Genomic DNA, 16816 nt, shown 5'->3' with positions numbered 1-16816 from the left:
AAGGCGTTGCGCGCAACATGACCGAGAACCGGCAGCATGAGCAGCAGGCGGACGCGCGCTCAGATTCGGGCGACGTGGGCGATGCTGTGACCGGTTCCCAAGCCAATCCTCAAGCCGCTCCTGACGAAAAAGGGGCCGCAGACCCCGCTGGAAAACCGGCCGCGCCCCCCCCTGTGGTGGATGGCCCCGACGGCCCGTTTTGCCCAATTGCGGCCCGCAAGGCGCGGCGCAGGCGGCGGCTGAAATGGCATCTCAGCATCTGGTCGGTCCTGCTGATCCTGCTCGGCGTGCTATTTGCCATCATGCTGTCCATGTCGTTGACGGGGCGGGTGGTGGACTTGCCGAACTGGATCACCACGCGGGTCGAGGCCGGGATCAATGCTCAGACGGATCGGGTAGATCTTTCGCTGCACAAGGTCGAATTTGGCTTTAGCAAAGCGGGCATCCCGCGCCTGCGACTGGTGGATGTGGGGGTGAAGGATCAGACGGGGCTCGAAGTGGCGCGTCTGAACACCGTTGAAGGCGGGTTGCGTCTGCGCGATGCCGTCCGTGGACAGCTCAAACCGGCCTGGCTGAAGCTTCAGGGCGCGCAGGTAACCTTGCGGCGGCGCGCAAATGGCGATTTTGACCTCAGCCTCGGACAGGGCAGCGGGGCCTCTGGCGATCTGGCCACCATTCTTGATGTGATTGATACCGAATTTACGGATGGAAAGCTGGCAGAGCTGCAGGAAATCTCGACCGAGGGGTTGACCATCACGCTGGAAGATGCGCGATCAGGGCGGCTGTGGCAGGTGACCGATGGGCGATTAAAGGTGACGCAAAACAGCGAAGCTGTGGACATCACGGTGGCCTTCGACGTGTTTAACCAGACCGAAGAACTGGCCGAAACCGTGCTGGGATTTCGCGCCTTCAAAGGGCGCTCCGGCGCAACCATGACCGCCACGTTCAAAAATGCCCTGGCGCGTGACATCGCCGCGCAATCGCCGGTCATGGCGTTTCTTGACGTGATCGACGCCCCCATTTCCGGTGCGCTTCATACCGTGATCAGCGATGCGGGCGCGATCGAAGACCTGGCCGGAACCTTGGAGTTTGGCGCCGGGGCCGTGCAGCCGGGCCGTGGGGTTGAACCGATCCGCTTTGATGGTGGCAAGGTCTATATGGACTATGATCCCGAACGCGAACGCATTGATTTTGCTGAAATGTCCGTGACCACCGATTGGGGCGAAGCGAGGGTTGATGGCCATGCCTATCTGCGCGGGTGGGAGCGCGGCTGGCCTGCCGAGATGATTGGTCAGCTCAATCTGGAGCGCGCCCTGATCACCCCGCCCGACACGTTTGACGCCCCGTTGACCCTGACCGGGGGCGGTGCGGATTTTCGCCTGAGGCTTGATCCTTTCACCCTGGAATTGGGGGCCTTGTCGATCGAACAGGACGAGGGGCGTGTCACCGGACGAGGCCGCGCGAGTGCCCGAAATGAGGGCTGGGATCTGGCCATGGAATTGGCAGCGGATCGTCTGACCCCGAAACAGATCTTGGCGTTCTGGCCGCTGGACAAGGGGGCCAAAACCCGCAAATGGGCGGCCACGAAAATTCGCAGCGGGACATTTGCCAATGTCAATGCCACGCTGCGCATGGTCCCGGGGGGCAAGCCACAATTGGCGCTGACCGCCGAAATGCAGGACGTCACAGCCCAGGTCGTGCGCGATATGGTTCCGGTTGAAAACGTCTCGGGCCGGTTTTCCATTGCAGAAAACCGTTTGGTGGTCACGGCCGATATCGGGTTCGCCCGCCCAGAAGGGAAAGCTGCGCTGGATCTGTCGGGCACCAGTTTCATTGTGCCCGATCTGCGGATCAAACCGGCCCCGGCGCAGGTGCGACTGGCGGTCCGCGGGGATGTGCCCTCGGCCCTGACCCTGTTGGCCGCCCCGCCATATCGCATCTTCCGTGACAATGAGAAGCTGGGCCCCGAGATCATCGACCGGGGCAGTTTCAGGCTTGCTGGCACAGTGGACGTGGTGTTGAAACGCAAACCGAGCAAAGAAGAAATTCAGTTTGATCTGGCGGCAACGCTGCGCAATGCGTCCAGCAGCACCTTGGTGCCGGGCCATGACCTTGTTGTGAAAACAGGGCAACTGCTGGCGCGTCATGATGGTGTGACGCTGACCGGGAAGGCGCAATTGGGGCAGGTGCCCCTGACCGCCAAATGGGACCTTCCATTGCGAGATCCTGCGCGCAAGGGCCGGTCGTCGCTCAGCGGGCAGATGACCTTGGATCAGCGGCTTCTGGACGAGCTGAAAATCGCCTTGCCAAAAGGAAGCGTCACCGGACGGGGCCGGGTCACGTTCGACCTCGCATTGGAAAAAGATCAACCGGCGCGACTGAGCGCGCAATCGGATCTGGTTGGTGTTGGCTTGGGAATTGGTGCGCTTGGCTGGTCAAAACCCAAATCCGCCAAGGGGGGCTTGCAGATCGAGGCGGTGCTGAGCAAACCCGCACAGGTGACCCGGCTCAATCTTACGGCCCCCGGCCTGTCGGCGCAGGGCAAGATCCGCCTGAAGCCAGATGGCGGGTTGGAGGCGGCTCAGTTTGATCGGGTCAAGCTGGGCGGTTGGCTGGATGCGCCGGTGACGCTGACCGGGCGTGGCCCGGGGCTGCCGGTTGCGGTGTCGGTTACGGGGGGCTCGGTTGATATGCGCAGGGCGACCTTGGGATCAGGCAAAGGGGGCAGCGTGACGGGGGCTGTGCCAATTGATCTGATTCTGGATCGACTGGTGATCTCCAGCGGCATCACATTGACCCAGTTTGAAGGCAAGTTTGAGCAAAACAATGGCACCACGGGCACGTTTCGCGCCCGTGTGGGCGGGGGGCCGCAAATCACCGGGGCGGCTGCACCTCAGGCCAAAGGCACCGCCTTTCGCATCAACTCAACCGATGCCGGTGGGGTTATGCGGGCGGCGGGTGTGTTCAAAACGGCCTATGGCGGAAAGTTGGAGCTGGTTTTGGCGCCGGGCGGCGGGGCGGGCACCTATGAGGGCGAGTTGAATGTAGAAGATGTGTCGATCCAGAACGCCCCGGCCATGGCGGAACTTTTGTCCGCTGTGTCGGTGGTTGGGCTTTTGCAGCAGCTGGGCGGGCAGGGGATCCGTTTTGGCGAGGTCGAAGCCCGGTTCCGGCTGGATCCAAAGAAGGTCACCGTCTATCGCAGTTCTGCCGTCGGGCATTCCATGGGGATCTCCATGGATGGCTACTATCACCTCGGGAGCGGCGTCATGGAAATGCAGGGGGTGATTTCTCCTTTCTATATCGTGAATTCTGCGGGCCGTGCGCTGGCACGCAAAGGAGAAGGGTTAGTGGGCTTCAACTACACGCTCGGTGGGACTGCGGAAAACCCGGATGTGCGGGTCAATCCGCTCTCGCTTTTTACGCCGGGCTTCTTTAGAGACATTTTCCGGCGCGCCCCGCCGCCCAAACCAGCCCCATCGCCATCTCAAGGGAACTGAACCCGGATGAAACTCAGTGATTTCGATTTTGATCTGCCGGAAGAGTTGATTGCCACACGGCCCGTGCGCCCGCGTCCGGCCAGCCGCCTGTTGGTGGCCACGCCGGATCAGATGGTGGATGCCCATGTGCATGATCTTTGCAACTGGCTGCGGCCCGGTGACCGCCTGGTCCTGAACAACACCAAGGTCATCCCTGGGCGTCTGTTCGGCACCCGCACGCGCTCTGGTCAGGCCCCCGGCGAAGGGCAGGCGAAAATCGAGGTCACGCTGTTGTCCCCGACTGCGGGCGGGCATTGGCGCGCGATGGTAAAACCCCTGCGCAAGGTGCACGAAGGCGAGGTGATCGCCTTTGCCGCCGGGTTGACCGCCACGCTTTTGGGAAAAGAAGACGGGCAGGCGGAGCTGGCCTTTAACATGACCGGAGAGGCGTTTGATGCCGCCTTGCAAGAGGCCGGGCAAATGCCGCTGCCCCCCTATATTGCCGCCAAACGGGCCGCCGATGCGCAAGACGCTGAAGATTACCAGACGGTGTTTGCCAAGGAAACCGGGGCCGTGGCCGCACCCACAGCATCGTTGCATTTTGACGAGGCGCTGCTGGCTGACATCACCGCGATGGGGGTGGGCCTGACCGAGGTGACCCTGCATGTGGGGGCGGGCACCTTTCTGCCGGTCAAGGTCGATGATGTGCGCGATCACAAGATGCACGCGGAATGGGGGCAGGTCAGCGCCGCGGCCGCGGCCGAGATCAATGCCACCAAGGCTTCTGGCGGGCGGATCATTCCCGTCGGCACCACCGCGCTGCGCCTGATTGAGAGTGCGGCACGCGGTCCGGGGCAGATCGCCCCCTGGGTGGGGGAAACCGACATTTTCATCACGCCCGGGTTCACCTTCAACCTGACCGATGGGTTGATGACCAACTTCCACCTGCCGAAATCCACCTTGATGATGCTGGTCTCTGCCCTGATGGGACAGGACCGGATGCGCGCGGTCTATGACCACGCCATCGAAACCCGCTATCGGTTCTTTTCCTACGGGGACAGCTCGCTTTTGTTGCCAAACCGGGTCAAGTGACGAAACGCGACACGGACGCGTCGCAATTGTGGGATACACACCAAGGGGCTGTGCTATGTGCAGGGTCTTTGTTTGAAAAGCCGTGACATAGGAGTCGGCCATGCTTCAGGTTCTGTCAAGCTCGTGGGCCCTGCTTCTGGGGATGATGCTGTTGATGGTGGGCAATGGCGTGCAGGGCACGTTGTTGGGGATCCGGGGCGGGATCGAAGGGTTTTCCACCTTTCACATGTCGATTGTCATGTCGGGCTATTTTGCGGGGTTCCTGTTTGGGTCGCGCCTGACCCCCACCATGATCCGTCGGGTCGGCCATGTGCGGGTCTTTGCCGCCCTTGGGTCCTTTGTGTCTGCGGTGCTGATCCTGTATCCCGCAATGACCCATCCGGTGGCCTGGACCGTGCTGCGGGTGGTGATCGGGTTTTGTTTCTCGGGGGTGTATATCACCGCGGAGAGCTGGTTGAACAATGCGGCTGACAATGAAAACCGCGGCAAGGCCCTGTCGCTTTACCTGATTGTGCAGATGCTTGGCATTATCGCCGCGCAGTATCTTCTGGTGCTGGGCGACCCCAGCGGGTTCATGCTGTTTATCCTGCCCTCGGTCCTCGTGTCGATTGCCTTTGCGCCGATCCTTCTGTCGATCAGCCCCACCCCCGCCTTTGAAAACACCAAGGGGATGAGCCTGCGGGAACTGTTTGTGCTGTCGCCGCTTGGGTTTGTCGGCATCATGGTGGTGGGCGGCGTGTTCTCGGCCATGTTCGGCATGGCAGCGGTGTTCGGCAGCGAGGCGGGATTGTCGGTGGGCGAAATCTCGGTATTTGTCTCCATGTTCTATATCGGCGGGCTGGTGCTGCAATTCCCGATCGGCTGGATTTCGGACCGTCTGGATCGACGGGTGCTGATCCTGATCGTGTCCGGCTTTGCCGGATGTGCGGCCTTTTTGCCGATCTTCACCGGGGCGAATTATCAGGCCTATCTGGTTGCGGCCTTCATTGTGGGTGGCATGACCAACCCGCTTTACGCGCTGCTCTTGGCCTATGTGAACGACTTTCTTGACGTCGATGACATGGCGGCGGCCTCGGCCGGCCTGATGTTCATCAACGGCATTGGCGCGATTATGGGCCCGGTTGTGACAGGTTGGCTTATGAACGTGCTGGGTCCGCTGGGCTTCTTTGCCTATATGGGCATCCTGCTTTTGGCCTTGCTGGCCTATGGTCTGTGGCGATCCACCCGTCGCGCGGCGCCGATGACCGACGAGACCAGCACCTATATGACCATGTTCCCGACCGGTTCGCCGGTGGCAATGGATATGGCGCAAGAGGTCTGGGCAGACGAAGCCAACGAGGAGGAGGCGTCTCAGACCTGATCGCGGGCATCCCCCCAAACTCCCCGGACGTTTCGATCAGACCGCAAGCCAGGGGGCCGTTTTGGACTGTTCATCACCTGTATGGGGGGCAGGAGCGGGCGCGCCATACCTTTGGCCCGGATGTTCTGCATATCGCTCTAATCATCCGGGGGAGTTGTGCGGGTGCCCCCTGATCACAAGGTTTGACAGGCGGCTTGATCACGTAATCGGACGGTTTGTTGCAGTCTCACCGCAATAACGTTTCATGATGTTACCGGTCGGCGAAAAGATATTGCGCTAAGGTAAAGATTTTGTAACGATTTTCTTACGGGAACACGCGTGGAGGAGGACGCTATGTGTACGCCGAGTGAGATCGTCGACTTCTGGGTGAACGAGGTGGGACCAGCCGGGTGGTATCAGGGTTCGGAAGAGCTTGATCAGACCATTCGTGACCGGTTCGAGAAAGAGTGGGAAGCCGCACAGCTGGGCGCCTATGAAAGCTGGATGAAGGACGCGGAATGTGCGCTGGCCTATATCATCCTGATGGACCAGTTCCCCCGCAATATGTTTCGTGGCACCGCCAAAGCCTTTGCAACGGACCATCTGGCGCGCTCTGCCGCCAAGCGGGCCATCGACAAGGGGTGGGACAAGCGCATTGCCGAACCGCAGCGCCAGTTCTTTTATCTGCCCCTGATGCACAGCGAAAACCTGCCCGATCAGGACCGGTGCGTGCGCCTGATGCTGACCCGGATGGAAAAAGACGCCCGCGACAGCAACCTGCTTCATGCCCGTGTTCATCGCGAGGTGATCCGCCGCTTTGGTCGTTTTCCTTATCGCAATGACGCGCTGGAGCGCCCTTCAACCGATCCGGAAATGGCCTTTGTGGCTGCGGGGGGATATGGGGCCGTTCTGGACCAGCTGACCCCCTGAACCAAAAAACACCAGATTTATCAAGGCCGCGCCCGGTTGCGCGGCCTTTTTTATTTGCCGATCTTGGGAAATTTCGCCAGTCTTTCCTGAAAAGGCCGGTCATAAATCAATGGTATAATGCGTCTCGATTTTAACCTGACACGGGGGGGGCAGGCGAAACGTCGTAAGAGATATCAATGTGGTGGGCGTTTCGGACCACATGTGTCTCAACTGTATCTCGGGACGCTTTTGGTGGGAAACCGGCCTGAAATACGAGCGGTCTTCAATATCATTGATCCATTGAACAAAATAGTTTAATGCCAAACTATCTTAGAATTCCAGGAGGGATCCCATGTCTGCAAAAGCCTTTGATACCATCGTTGTCGGCGCCGGCCCCGGGGGCTATGTGGCCGCCATTCGCGCTGCCCAGTTGGGGCAGAACGTGGCGATCGTCGAACGAGAACATCTGGGCGGGATCTGCCTGAACTGGGGCTGCATTCCCACCAAGGCGCTGTTGCGCTCTGCCGAAGTGTTTCACCTGATGCACCGCGCCAAGGAATTTGGCCTGTCCGCAGGCAAGGTCGATTACGATCTGCCGGCCATCGTGAAACGCTCGCGTGGGGTGGCGAAACAGCTGTCCTCGGGCATTGGCCACCTGATGAAAAAGAACAAGGTCACCGTGGTGATGGGCGAGGCGACGATCCCCGCCAAGGGCAAGGTGTCGGTGAAAACCGACAAGGGCGTCGAAGAGCTGAGCGCGCCGAATATCATCCTCGCCACAGGCGCCCGCGCCCGCGAATTGCCGGGGCTGGAGGCCGATGGGGATCTGGTCTGGACCTATAAGCACGCGCTGAACCCGCCGCGGATGCCGAAAAAACTGCTGGTCATCGGATCCGGCGCCATCGGGATCGAATTTGCCAGCTTCTTCAACACTTTGGGTGCAGACACCACGGTGGTTGAAGTGATGGATCGCGTGCTTCCAGTGGAAGACGCCGAAATCTCGGCTTTCGCCAAGAAGTCGTTCGTCAAGCAGGGGCTGAAGATCATGGAAAAGGCCATGGTCAAGCAGCTTGATCGCGCCAAAGGCAAGGTCACCGCGCATATCGAAGTGGGTGGCAAGGTTGAGAAACAGGAATTTGACACGGTGATTTCGGCGGTCGGCATTGTCGGCAATGTCGAAGGGCTGGGCCTGGAAGAGCTTGGCGTGAAAATCGACCGCACCCATGTGGTGACGGACGCCCATTGCCGCACCGGTGTGGACGGGCTTTATGCCATTGGCGACATCGCCGGTGCGCCGTGGCTTGCCCACAAAGCCAGCCATGAAGGGGTAATGGTGGCCGAGCTAATCAACGGTCTGCACGCCCATCCGGTCAAACCCGAAAGCATCCCGGGCTGCACCTATTGCCACCCGCAGGTGGCGTCAGTTGGCCTGTCGGAAGCCAAGGCCAAAGAGCAGGGCTATGAGATCAAAGTGGGTCGCTTCCCCTTCATCGGGAACGGCAAAGCCATCGCCATGGGCGACGCCGAGGGCATGATCAAAACCGTGTTCGATGCCAAAACCGGCGAGCTGCTGGGCGCTCATATGGTTGGTCCGGAAGTGACGGAAATGATCCAGGGCTATGTGGTGGGCAAGACGCTTGAGACCACGGAAGAAGAGCTGATGCACACGGTCTTCCCGCACCCGACGATCAGTGAATCCATGCACGAGGCCGTGCTTGACGCCTATGACCGGGCGATCCACATCTGAGACAAGCTCCTGATGAGAAAGAAAAACCCGCGCTGATCCGGCGCGGGTTTTTTGTATCTCTAGGGCGCGTCCTGGGCGTTTAGCGAATAACTTCGCCGCCCGCCTGGTGCCAATGCCCAAGGCCGCCGATGTTATAAACCTCGCCATAACCCAGTTTTTTCAGGATCCGGATCCCCATCGCAGACCGCGCACCGGAGGCACAATAAAGCGCCACGGGTTTAGATGGGTCGATTTCCTTATTGAAATCCGGCCCCTTCGGGTCGCATTGAAACGGCATCACCGACAGCGGCACTACCACGGCCCCTTTGGCCTTGCCGGTCATCTGCACTTCGCCGTGATCGCGCACGTCAATCACCGTGATCTCGCCCGCTTTGGCTTTGCTGACCGCCTCTTGTGGTGCCATCTTTGCACCGCCCATCATGAACCCGAACATGTCTTGCCTCTTTCGATGTCTGTGTGTGGCATATAGAGCGGGCCGGGGGAGGGTCAATATCTTCCCTCAATAAATATTCGATAAATGGAATATGTTGTGGGGATTTCTTGCTGACTGTCAGGATGTTCCGACTATGTTCTCATTTTTCGATTGTCCCGCTGCGATGTTTGCCCTATCGGTTAAGGCAAGGTGAACAGGTCGGCGCGCCCGTGTGGTAAGGGCCGCCGCATTAGGGGGCAATATGGCCGAGCTCAAGGAAATCCAGGTGCGCGGGGCGCGCGAGCATAACCTCAAGTCGATTGACGTCGATATTCCGCGTGATGAACTGGTGGTGATCACCGGCCTGTCCGGGTCGGGGAAATCGTCTCTGGCCTTTGATACGATCTATGCGGAAGGGCAGCGGCGCTATGTCGAAAGCCTGTCGGCCTATGCGCGCCAATTCCTTGATATGATGGAAAAACCTGACGTGGATCACATTGCGGGGCTTAGTCCCGCGATTTCGATTGAGCAAAAGACCACCTCGAAGAACCCGCGCTCGACCGTGGGCACCGTGACCGAGATTTACGACTATCTACGCCTGCTTTTTGCCCGCGCGGGCACGCCTTATTCCCCCGCCACCGGCCTGCCGATTGAGGCGCAGCAGGTGCAGGATATGGTGGATCGGGTGATGGCGATGGAGGAGGGCACGCGCGCCTATCTTCTGGCCCCAATTGTGCGCGACCGGAAAGGCGAATATCGCAAGGAATTTCAAGAGCTTCAGAAGAAGGGGTTCCAGCGCGTCAAAGTGAATGGCGAGATGTACGAGCTGGACGCCCCGCCCACGCTCGACAAGAAGTTTCGCCACAATATCGATGTGGTGGTGGACCGGGTTGTGGTGCGCGAGGGGATGGAGCAGCGGCTCGCCGACAGTTTCCGCACCGCGCTCGATCTGGCTGACGGGATTGCTGTTCTGGAAACCGCGCCGCGCGAGGGGGAGCCCGAGAGCTTTACGTTTTCGGAAAACTTTGCCTGCCCGGAAAGCGGCTTCACCATTCCGGAAATCGAACCGCGGCTGTTTTCATTCAACGCGCCCTTTGGCGCCTGTCCGGTATGTGACGGGCTGGGCAAAGAGCTATTCTTTGACGAACGCCTTGTGGTGCCGGATGTGACGCTGCAGGTCTATGACGGCGCTCTGGCCCCCTGGCGCAAAGGGAAATCTCCCTACTTCCTGCAAACCATTGAGAGCATTGCCAAACATTACGAATTTGACAAAAGCACCCCGTGGAAAGATCTGCCCAAACATGTGCAGCAGGTGTTCCTTTATGGTTCAGGCGAGGACGAGATCAAATTCCGGTTTGATGAAGGCGGGCGGGTCTATGAGGTGACGCGGCCGTTCGAGGGCGTGATCCCCAATATGGAGCGTCGCTATCGCGAGACGGATTCGAACTGGGTGCGTGAAGAATTTGAACGCTACCAAAACAACCGTCCCTGCGGGGCGTGTGGCGGCTATCGTTTGCGCGACGAAGCACTGGCGGTAAAGATCGGCCCGCAGGAGGATCTGCATCACGTGGGGCAGGTGGTCGAAAAATCGATCCGCGAGGCGCTGGCCTGGATCGAAGATGTGCCCAACCATCTGAGTGCGCAAAAGAACGAGATCGCCCGCGCGATTGTGAAAGAGATCCGCGAGCGGCTGGGGTTCCTCAACAATGTGGGCCTGGAATACCTGTCCTTGTCGCGCAATTCCGGCACGCTGTCGGGGGGCGAAAGCCAGCGGATCCGGCTGGCCAGCCAGATCGGATCGGGCCTGACCGGGGTGCTTTACGTGCTGGATGAACCGTCGATTGGGCTGCATCAGCGCGACAATGGGCGGCTTTTGGAGACGCTCAAAAATCTGCGCGATCAGGGCAACACCGTGATCGTGGTCGAACATGATGAAGAGGCGATCCGCGAGGCGGATTACGTGCTGGATATCGGGCCGGGGGCCGGGGTGCATGGCGGCGAGATTATTGCGCGTGGCACGCCCAAGGACATTGCCGAAAATGAAAACTCCATTACCGGTCAATATCTTACCGGTGTGCGGGAGATTTCGGTGCCCAGCGAGCGACGCAAGGGGAATGGCAAGAAAATCACCGTGAAAAAGGCCACGGGGAACAATCTGAAAAAAGTGACGGCGGACTTCCCGCTGGGCCAGTTTGTCTGTGTGACCGGCGTGTCGGGCGGGGGGAAATCCACCCTGACCATCGAGACCCTGTTCAAAACCGCCTCGATGCGCCTGAACGGCGCGCGCCAGACACCGGCGCCTTGTGAGACCATCAAGGGGCTGGAGCATCTGGACAAGGTGATCGATATCGACCAACGCCCAATTGGGCGCACACCACGGTCAAACCCCGCCACCTATACCGGCGCGTTCACGCCGATCCGTGAGTGGTTCGCGGGCCTGCCGGAATCCAAAACCCGCGGCTACAAGCCCGGGCGGTTCAGCTTTAACGTCAAGGGCGGGCGGTGCGAGGCCTGTCAGGGCGACGGGGTGATCAAGATCGAAATGCACTTCCTGCCGGATGTCTATGTGCAATGCGAAACCTGTAAAGGCGCGCGGTATAATCGCGAAACGCTGGAAGTAACCTTCAAGGGCAAATCCATCGCGGATGTGCTGGATATGACGGTCGAGGACGCGCAGGAATTTTTCCAGGCGGTGCCGAGCATTCGCGAGAAAATGGATGCTCTGATGCGGGTTGGTCTTGGCTATATCAAGGTCGGTCAGCAGGCGACGACCCTGTCGGGCGGCGAGGCGCAGCGGGTGAAACTGTCGAAGGAACTCAGCAAACGCTCCACCGGTCGCACGCTTTATATTCTGGATGAACCCACCACTGGGCTGCATTTCGAGGATGTGCGTAAGTTGTTGGAAGTGCTGCATGAATTGGTCGATCAGGGCAATTCGGTTGTGGTGATTGAACACAATCTGGACGTGGTGAAAACGGCCGACCACATCATTGATATTGGCCCAGAAGGCGGCGATGGCGGTGGGATGATTGTCGCCAAGGGCACCCCGGAACAGGTGGCCAAAGTGGCCGAGAGCCATACCGGACGTTACCTGAAGGACATGTTGTGATGGCACAACCGGTTCTGGCTGTCCTGGCGATTGTGATCCGCGGCGGTGAGGTGCTGTTGGTTCGGCGCAAGAATGAACCGGATGCGGGGCTGTGGGGCTTTCCCGGCGGGCGGCTGGAATATGGCGAAACGCTACAGGAAGGCGCTTGCCGCGAGCTGTTGGAAGAGACCGGGGTTTCCGCCAAGGCCCATCGGTTTCTTGACCTGCAAGAGGTGATCAAGCCGCCTTTGCCGGGACAGGACCAGCCTGCGTTTCACTATGTGCTCGCAGGGATCCAATGCATCTATGAAGCAGGGGAGCCGGTGGCCGATGATGATGCGCTGGACGCGCGTTTTGTGCCCTTTGATACCGTATTTGACGCAGACCTTCCCCTGTGCGACCGCGTGGGAGAGTTGCTTTGCAAGGCTTTGAAATAAAAGGAAACCCGCCCAGATATCTCTGGGCGGGTTCCGCCTGTATGATCAGATTTCGGGTGGCGAGTTAGCCGTCGAAATCCACCTCTTCGACCAGTTTCAGCGCGGCGGGACGTTCTTTGGCCACTTCCATCAGGTTCAGGCTGTCGGCCTCAAAGCTGCCCCAGCTTTTCACCAGATCATCCGCTTCGGTGCCCGGTGCAATCGGGTATTCAAAGTTTTGGGCTGCATAGATTTCCTGCGCTTTCGGCGAGGACAGGAATTCCATCAGCTTGACCGCGTTGTCCTTGTTTGGCGCGTGTTTGGTCAGCGCCATGCCCGACAGATTCACATGGGTGCCGTGGCCTTCAAAGACCGGGAACACGACGTTCACGCTGTTTGCCCAGGCTTTTTGCTCTTCATCTGACAACATCTTGCCCATGTAATAGGTGTTGCCAATCGAGATATCGCATTCGCCGGCCCAGATCGCCTTGACCTGCGCTCGGTCGTTGCCTTGCGGTTTGCGGGCAAGGTTCGCTTTCACGCCTTCCAGCCAGGTTTTGGTGGCCTCGGGGCCGTGGTGTTTCAGGTGGGCGGCGACCAGCGCCAGTGTATAGGCGTGGGTGCCCGAACGGGTACAGATGCGGCCCTTCCATTTCGGATCCGCCAGATCTTCATAGGTGGTCACTTCGCCTTCTGCCACGCGATCTTTCGAGGCGTAAATAATACGCGCCCGCGAGGTCAGGCCAAACCACTGATCGTCCGGATCACGATATTCGGCGGGGATGTTGGCTTCCAGTGTGTCGGATTGCACCGGTTGTGTCAGGCCAGCTTCCACCACACCGTTCAGGCGCGAAATGTCCACGGTGAACACCAGGTCGGCCGGGCTGCGCGCGCCTTCGGCTTCCAGGCGTTCGATCATGCCCTTTTTCAGGAAGGCCACGTTGACATCAACGCCGGTTTCCTTGGTGAAGGCATCCATCAGCGGCTGGATCAGCTCGGGTTGACGGTAGGAATAGACATTCACCTCATCGGCCGACGCCATCACGGGCAGGGCGGTGGTCAGCGCAAGGGCTGCGGTCAGGGTGCGGGTGAGTTTCATGTGGCGACTCCTTGGAGCATCAATTTCGTTGCTCGCCTTAAACCCGACTAAAATAATAAGGTCAATACTCGATTAAAAAAATCGGGTAACTATTTCCTTTACTTGTTCAGCTTGTCCTGCGCCCGGATTTCATTCCAGTACCCGTCCATTTCCTCAAGCGACGCGTCTTCCGGTTTGCGGTCCTGTTCTGCAAGGCGTTGTTCGATATAGGAAAAGCGGCGTTCAAATTTGGCGTTGGCTTTGCGCAGGGCCTCTTCCGGTTCCACATCCAGGTGACGTGCCAGGTTGGCGATGACAAACAGAAGGTCGCCCATTTCATCGCGGATTTCGTCTTGGGAGAGCGTGTCTTTTGCCTCGACCAGTTCCCGCGCTTCTTCTTGGATCTTGTCCAGAACCTGTGTTGTTTCCGGCCAGTCAAACCCAACCCGCGCGGCGCGTTTCTGCAGCTTTACGGCGCGCAACAGAGCGGGCAAGCCGATGGCCACGCCATCCAACACGCCATGTTCCGCCTTGGCGGCGCGTTCGGCGGCTTTGATGGTTTCCCAATCGCGGGTCTGTTGTTCGGCCGATTTGTCACGGTTTTCGTCGCCAAACACATGCGGATGACGCGCCACCATCTTGTCCGACATGCCATCGGCCACGTCATCAAAACTGAACAGGCCTTTTTCTTCGGCCATCTGGGCGTGAAAGACAGATTGAAACAGCAAATCCCCCAATTCGCCCTTCAGCTCGTCCCAGGCTTCCCGCTCGATCGCGTCGGCCACCTCATAAGCTTCTTCGATCGTGTAGGGGGCAATGGTGCTGAAATCCTGCTCGATGTCCCAAGGGCAACCTGATTGCGGATCGCGCAGCCGTCGCATGATCTCGCGCAACCGATCCATGCCACCATGCGGATCATGCACAATCTGGTCGGATGTTTTCGTCATTGCAATTGCCCTTCATTTCGGGAAAGCCTGCCTGCAGCAATCAGGAGGTTTCCATGCCCGTTCTCAACCGTATCGCCGATTTTGCCGAAGATATGAAGACCTGGCGGCGCTGGATCCACCAGCGCCCGGAGTTCGGGTTGGAGTGTCATGGGACCGCCGCCTTTGTGGTGGAGCGGTTGCGGGAATTTGGCGTGGACGAGATTCACGAGCAAATCGGGGTGTCCGGTGTGGTGGCGGTCATCAACGGGCAGGGGCCGGGGCCAACCATCGGGTTGCGCGCCGATATGGATGCGCTGCCGATGCAGGAAATGACCGGGCTGGACTATGCGTCGGAACATCCGGGGCTGATGCATGCCTGCGGGCATGACGGGCACACCACGATGCTGCTGGGTGCCGCACGCTACCTCGCCGAAACTCGCAACTTCACCGGTCGCGTGGCGTTGATCTTTCAGCCCGCCGAAGAGAATTTCGGCGGGGCCAAGTATATGTGCGACGACGGCATGATGGACCGGTTTGAGATCCGCGAAGTTTACGGGTTGCACAATCTGCCGGGGGAAGAGCTGGGCAGTTTCATCACCTCGCCCGGGCCGTTGATGGCCGCCGTCGATACGCTTCGGGTCAATGTCACCGGCGTTGGCGGGCACGGCGCGCATCCCGATGAATGCAAGGATCCGATCATGGCGCTGGTTTCCATGGCGCAGGCGCTGCAAAGCATTGTCAGCCGCAACCTGCCGCCAATGGAACAGCTGGTGATTTCGGTCACGCAGGTGCATGGCGGCACGGTCGACAATGTGATCCCGGAAACCGCTTGGCTGGAGGCCACCATCCGGTCCTTCACACCAGAGGTGCGCGACATGGCCGAAAAGCGCGTGCGCGAGGTGGTCGCGGGGCTGGCTGCGGCTTTCGATGTCTCGGCCGAGGTGATTTATGATCGCGGTTACCCGGCCACGGTGAACCATCCGGACCAGACCGAAATCGCGCTTGAGGTTGCGCGCGACCTGTCCGGTGAGGCGCGGGTAAATGGCAAGGGTGGCGTGTCGATGGGGGCCGAGGATTTCGCCTATATGCTCGAAGAACGGCCCGGGGCGTATTTGTTTCTGGGGCAGGGGAAGGGCCCCTATGTGCATCACCCGGAATATGATTTCAACGACGAGGCCGCGCCATATGGGGCGAGCTTCTTTGCCAAGCTGGTGGAGCGGCTGAACCCGGCGGTCTGACGCGTCTGCGCCTAAATATGATCAAATTACTGGCGTGGGTCCACAGAACGTGATAGCCACGTTCACACACAGGACGTGATGGGAGAATGTCATGGCATTGGAAGACGCCAGCAAACAGGTCGATACCGCGATCACGCGTGACGGGTTCAAGGGGTTGTCCTTTGAAAACACCTTCGGCGGGGTGACGTCGTTTCTGCGCCGCACCTATAGCAAAGACCTGCGCAATGTGGATATCGCCGTGACCGGTGTGCCCTTTGATCAGGCGGTCACCAACCGCCCCGGCACCCGCCTTGGCCCCCGTGCGATCCGCGAGGCATCGGCGCTGCAATCGCCTGATCCCGCCTATGGCTGGGGCTTTGATGTGCTCAGCGAGTTTGCTGTGGCGGATTACGGCGATCTGGCGTTTGACTACGCCCATATTGATCAGTTCCCCGCCACGTTAGAGGCGCATATCGCGGGCATTCTCGATCAGGATTGTGCCAGCCTGACCCTGGGGGGCGACCACTATATCACCTTCCCGATCCTGCGCGCTTATGCCAAGAAATACGGGCCGCTCAGCCTGTTGCAGTTTGACGCCCACACCGACACCTGGCCCGATGATGACCTGACCCGCGTGGATCATGGCACCATGTTCTACAAGGCGGTGAAGGAGGGGATTGTCGACCCGGCGCGCTCGGTTCAGGTGGGCATTCGCACCACCAATGACGACACGCTGGGCGTCAATATCATTGATGCGCGTGAGGTGCATGAAAGTGGGCCGCAGGCGGTGGCGCAGAAGATCAAAACGATCCTTGGCGACCACCAGACCTATCTGACCTTCGACATTGACGCGCTGGACCCGGCCTTTGCGCCGGGCACCGGTACGCCGGTCTGGGGCGGGCTGACCTCGGCGCAGGCGGCGATCATTCTGCGTGACATTGCTGGTGTCAATCTGGTCGGCGGCGATATCGTCGAAGTCTCGCCCCCGTTTGACACCACCGGCGCCACCGCCATTGCCGGTGCCCATGTGGCGATGGAGATCCTGAACCTGTGGGCTTACACGCGCCGATAAGAGAATATGATCATATAGCCTGAGGGCCATTCTATGGGGTG

12 protein-coding genes are annotated in these 16816 nt (G+C 59.6%); 9 read left to right on the top strand and 3 right to left on the bottom strand.

From position 1 onward, the window contains the following. Positions 1-17 precede the first annotated feature (17 nt). The 5 genes from ACP15V_RS09120 to lpdA all read left to right on the top strand — a co-directional run bounded on the left by ACP15V_RS09120 (position 18) and on the right by lpdA (position 8566). Positions 18-3500: a hypothetical protein gene (locus tag ACP15V_RS09120; RefSeq protein ID WP_424943356.1), complete on the top strand. Its 3483-nt coding sequence runs from the start codon at positions 18-20 to the stop codon at positions 3498-3500. Between the two features lie 6 nt (positions 3501-3506). Then, positions 3507-4571 carry a tRNA preQ1(34) S-adenosylmethionine ribosyltransferase-isomerase QueA gene (queA, locus tag ACP15V_RS09115; protein WP_424943355.1) on the top strand — a complete coding sequence of 355 codons (1065 nt, stop codon included), beginning with the start codon at positions 3507-3509 and terminating at the stop codon, positions 4569-4571. 100 nt (positions 4572-4671) lie between these two features. Beyond that, entirely contained in the window at positions 4672-5931 is a 1260-nt protein-coding gene (locus tag ACP15V_RS09110) for an MFS transporter (RefSeq protein ID WP_424943354.1), read from the top strand. 333 nt (positions 5932-6264) lie between these two features. Beyond that, complete coding sequence (locus ACP15V_RS09105) at positions 6265-6840, top strand: DUF924 family protein (protein ID WP_424943353.1); 576 nt, start codon at positions 6265-6267, stop codon at positions 6838-6840. A gap of 331 nt (positions 6841-7171) precedes the next feature. After that, on the top strand, positions 7172-8566 hold the full coding sequence (lpdA, locus tag ACP15V_RS09100; RefSeq protein WP_424943352.1) for a dihydrolipoyl dehydrogenase: 1395 nt from the start codon (positions 7172-7174) through the stop codon (positions 8564-8566). Positions 8567-8645: 79 nt separating this feature from the next. Here the strand turns inward: lpdA and ACP15V_RS09095 are convergent, their stop codons facing one another. Further along, complete coding sequence (locus tag ACP15V_RS09095; protein ID WP_424943351.1) at positions 8646-8999, bottom strand: rhodanese-like domain-containing protein; 354 nt, start codon at positions 8997-8999, stop codon at positions 8646-8648. Between the two features lie 241 nt (positions 9000-9240). Between ACP15V_RS09095 and uvrA the strand changes: the two genes are divergently transcribed. Together uvrA and ACP15V_RS09085 are read left to right on the top strand one after the other, a co-directional pair. Next, the gene (uvrA, locus tag ACP15V_RS09090) at positions 9241-12087 is read left to right on the top strand and encodes an excinuclease ABC subunit UvrA (RefSeq protein ID WP_424943350.1); all 2847 of its coding nucleotides are present in this window, start codon (positions 9241-9243) and stop codon (positions 12085-12087) included. After that, positions 12087-12503 (top strand): NUDIX hydrolase, encoded by a 417-nt coding sequence (locus ACP15V_RS09085; protein WP_424943349.1) that lies wholly within the window; start codon positions 12087-12089, stop codon positions 12501-12503. The genes uvrA and ACP15V_RS09085 overlap by 1 nt, the downstream gene beginning before the upstream one ends. 64 nt (positions 12504-12567) lie before the next feature. On the opposite strand, the gene ACP15V_RS09080 is transcribed toward ACP15V_RS09085, so the two are convergent. Further along, positions 12568-13581, bottom strand: a complete 1014-nt coding sequence (locus tag ACP15V_RS09080; RefSeq protein ID WP_424943348.1) for a Fe(3+) ABC transporter substrate-binding protein — start codon at positions 13579-13581, stop codon at positions 12568-12570. A 98-nt stretch (positions 13582-13679) separates the two neighbouring features. Continuing rightward, positions 13680-14507: a nucleoside triphosphate pyrophosphohydrolase gene (mazG, locus tag ACP15V_RS09075; protein ID WP_424943347.1), complete on the bottom strand. Its 828-nt coding sequence runs from the start codon at positions 14505-14507 to the stop codon at positions 13680-13682. Between the two features lie 53 nt (positions 14508-14560). On the opposite strand from mazG, the gene ACP15V_RS09070 reads away from it, so the two are divergent. Both ACP15V_RS09070 and speB read left to right on the top strand, forming a co-directional pair. Further along, positions 14561-15724, top strand: coding sequence for a M20 aminoacylase family protein (locus tag ACP15V_RS09070; protein WP_424943346.1), 1164 nt, complete (start codon positions 14561-14563; stop codon positions 15722-15724). A 91-nt stretch (positions 15725-15815) separates the two neighbouring features. Further along, on the top strand, positions 15816-16775 hold the full coding sequence (gene speB / locus ACP15V_RS09065) for an agmatinase (protein WP_424943345.1): 960 nt from the start codon (positions 15816-15818) through the stop codon (positions 16773-16775). Positions 16776-16816: the final 41 nt, after the last annotated feature.

It is taken from the genome of Aliiroseovarius crassostreae (assembly GCF_049803815.1).
In the GTDB taxonomy this organism is placed as follows: domain Bacteria; phylum Pseudomonadota; class Alphaproteobacteria; order Rhodobacterales; family Rhodobacteraceae; genus Aliiroseovarius; species Aliiroseovarius crassostreae_A.
This window is presented reverse-complemented; position numbering and strand designations above follow the sequence as displayed.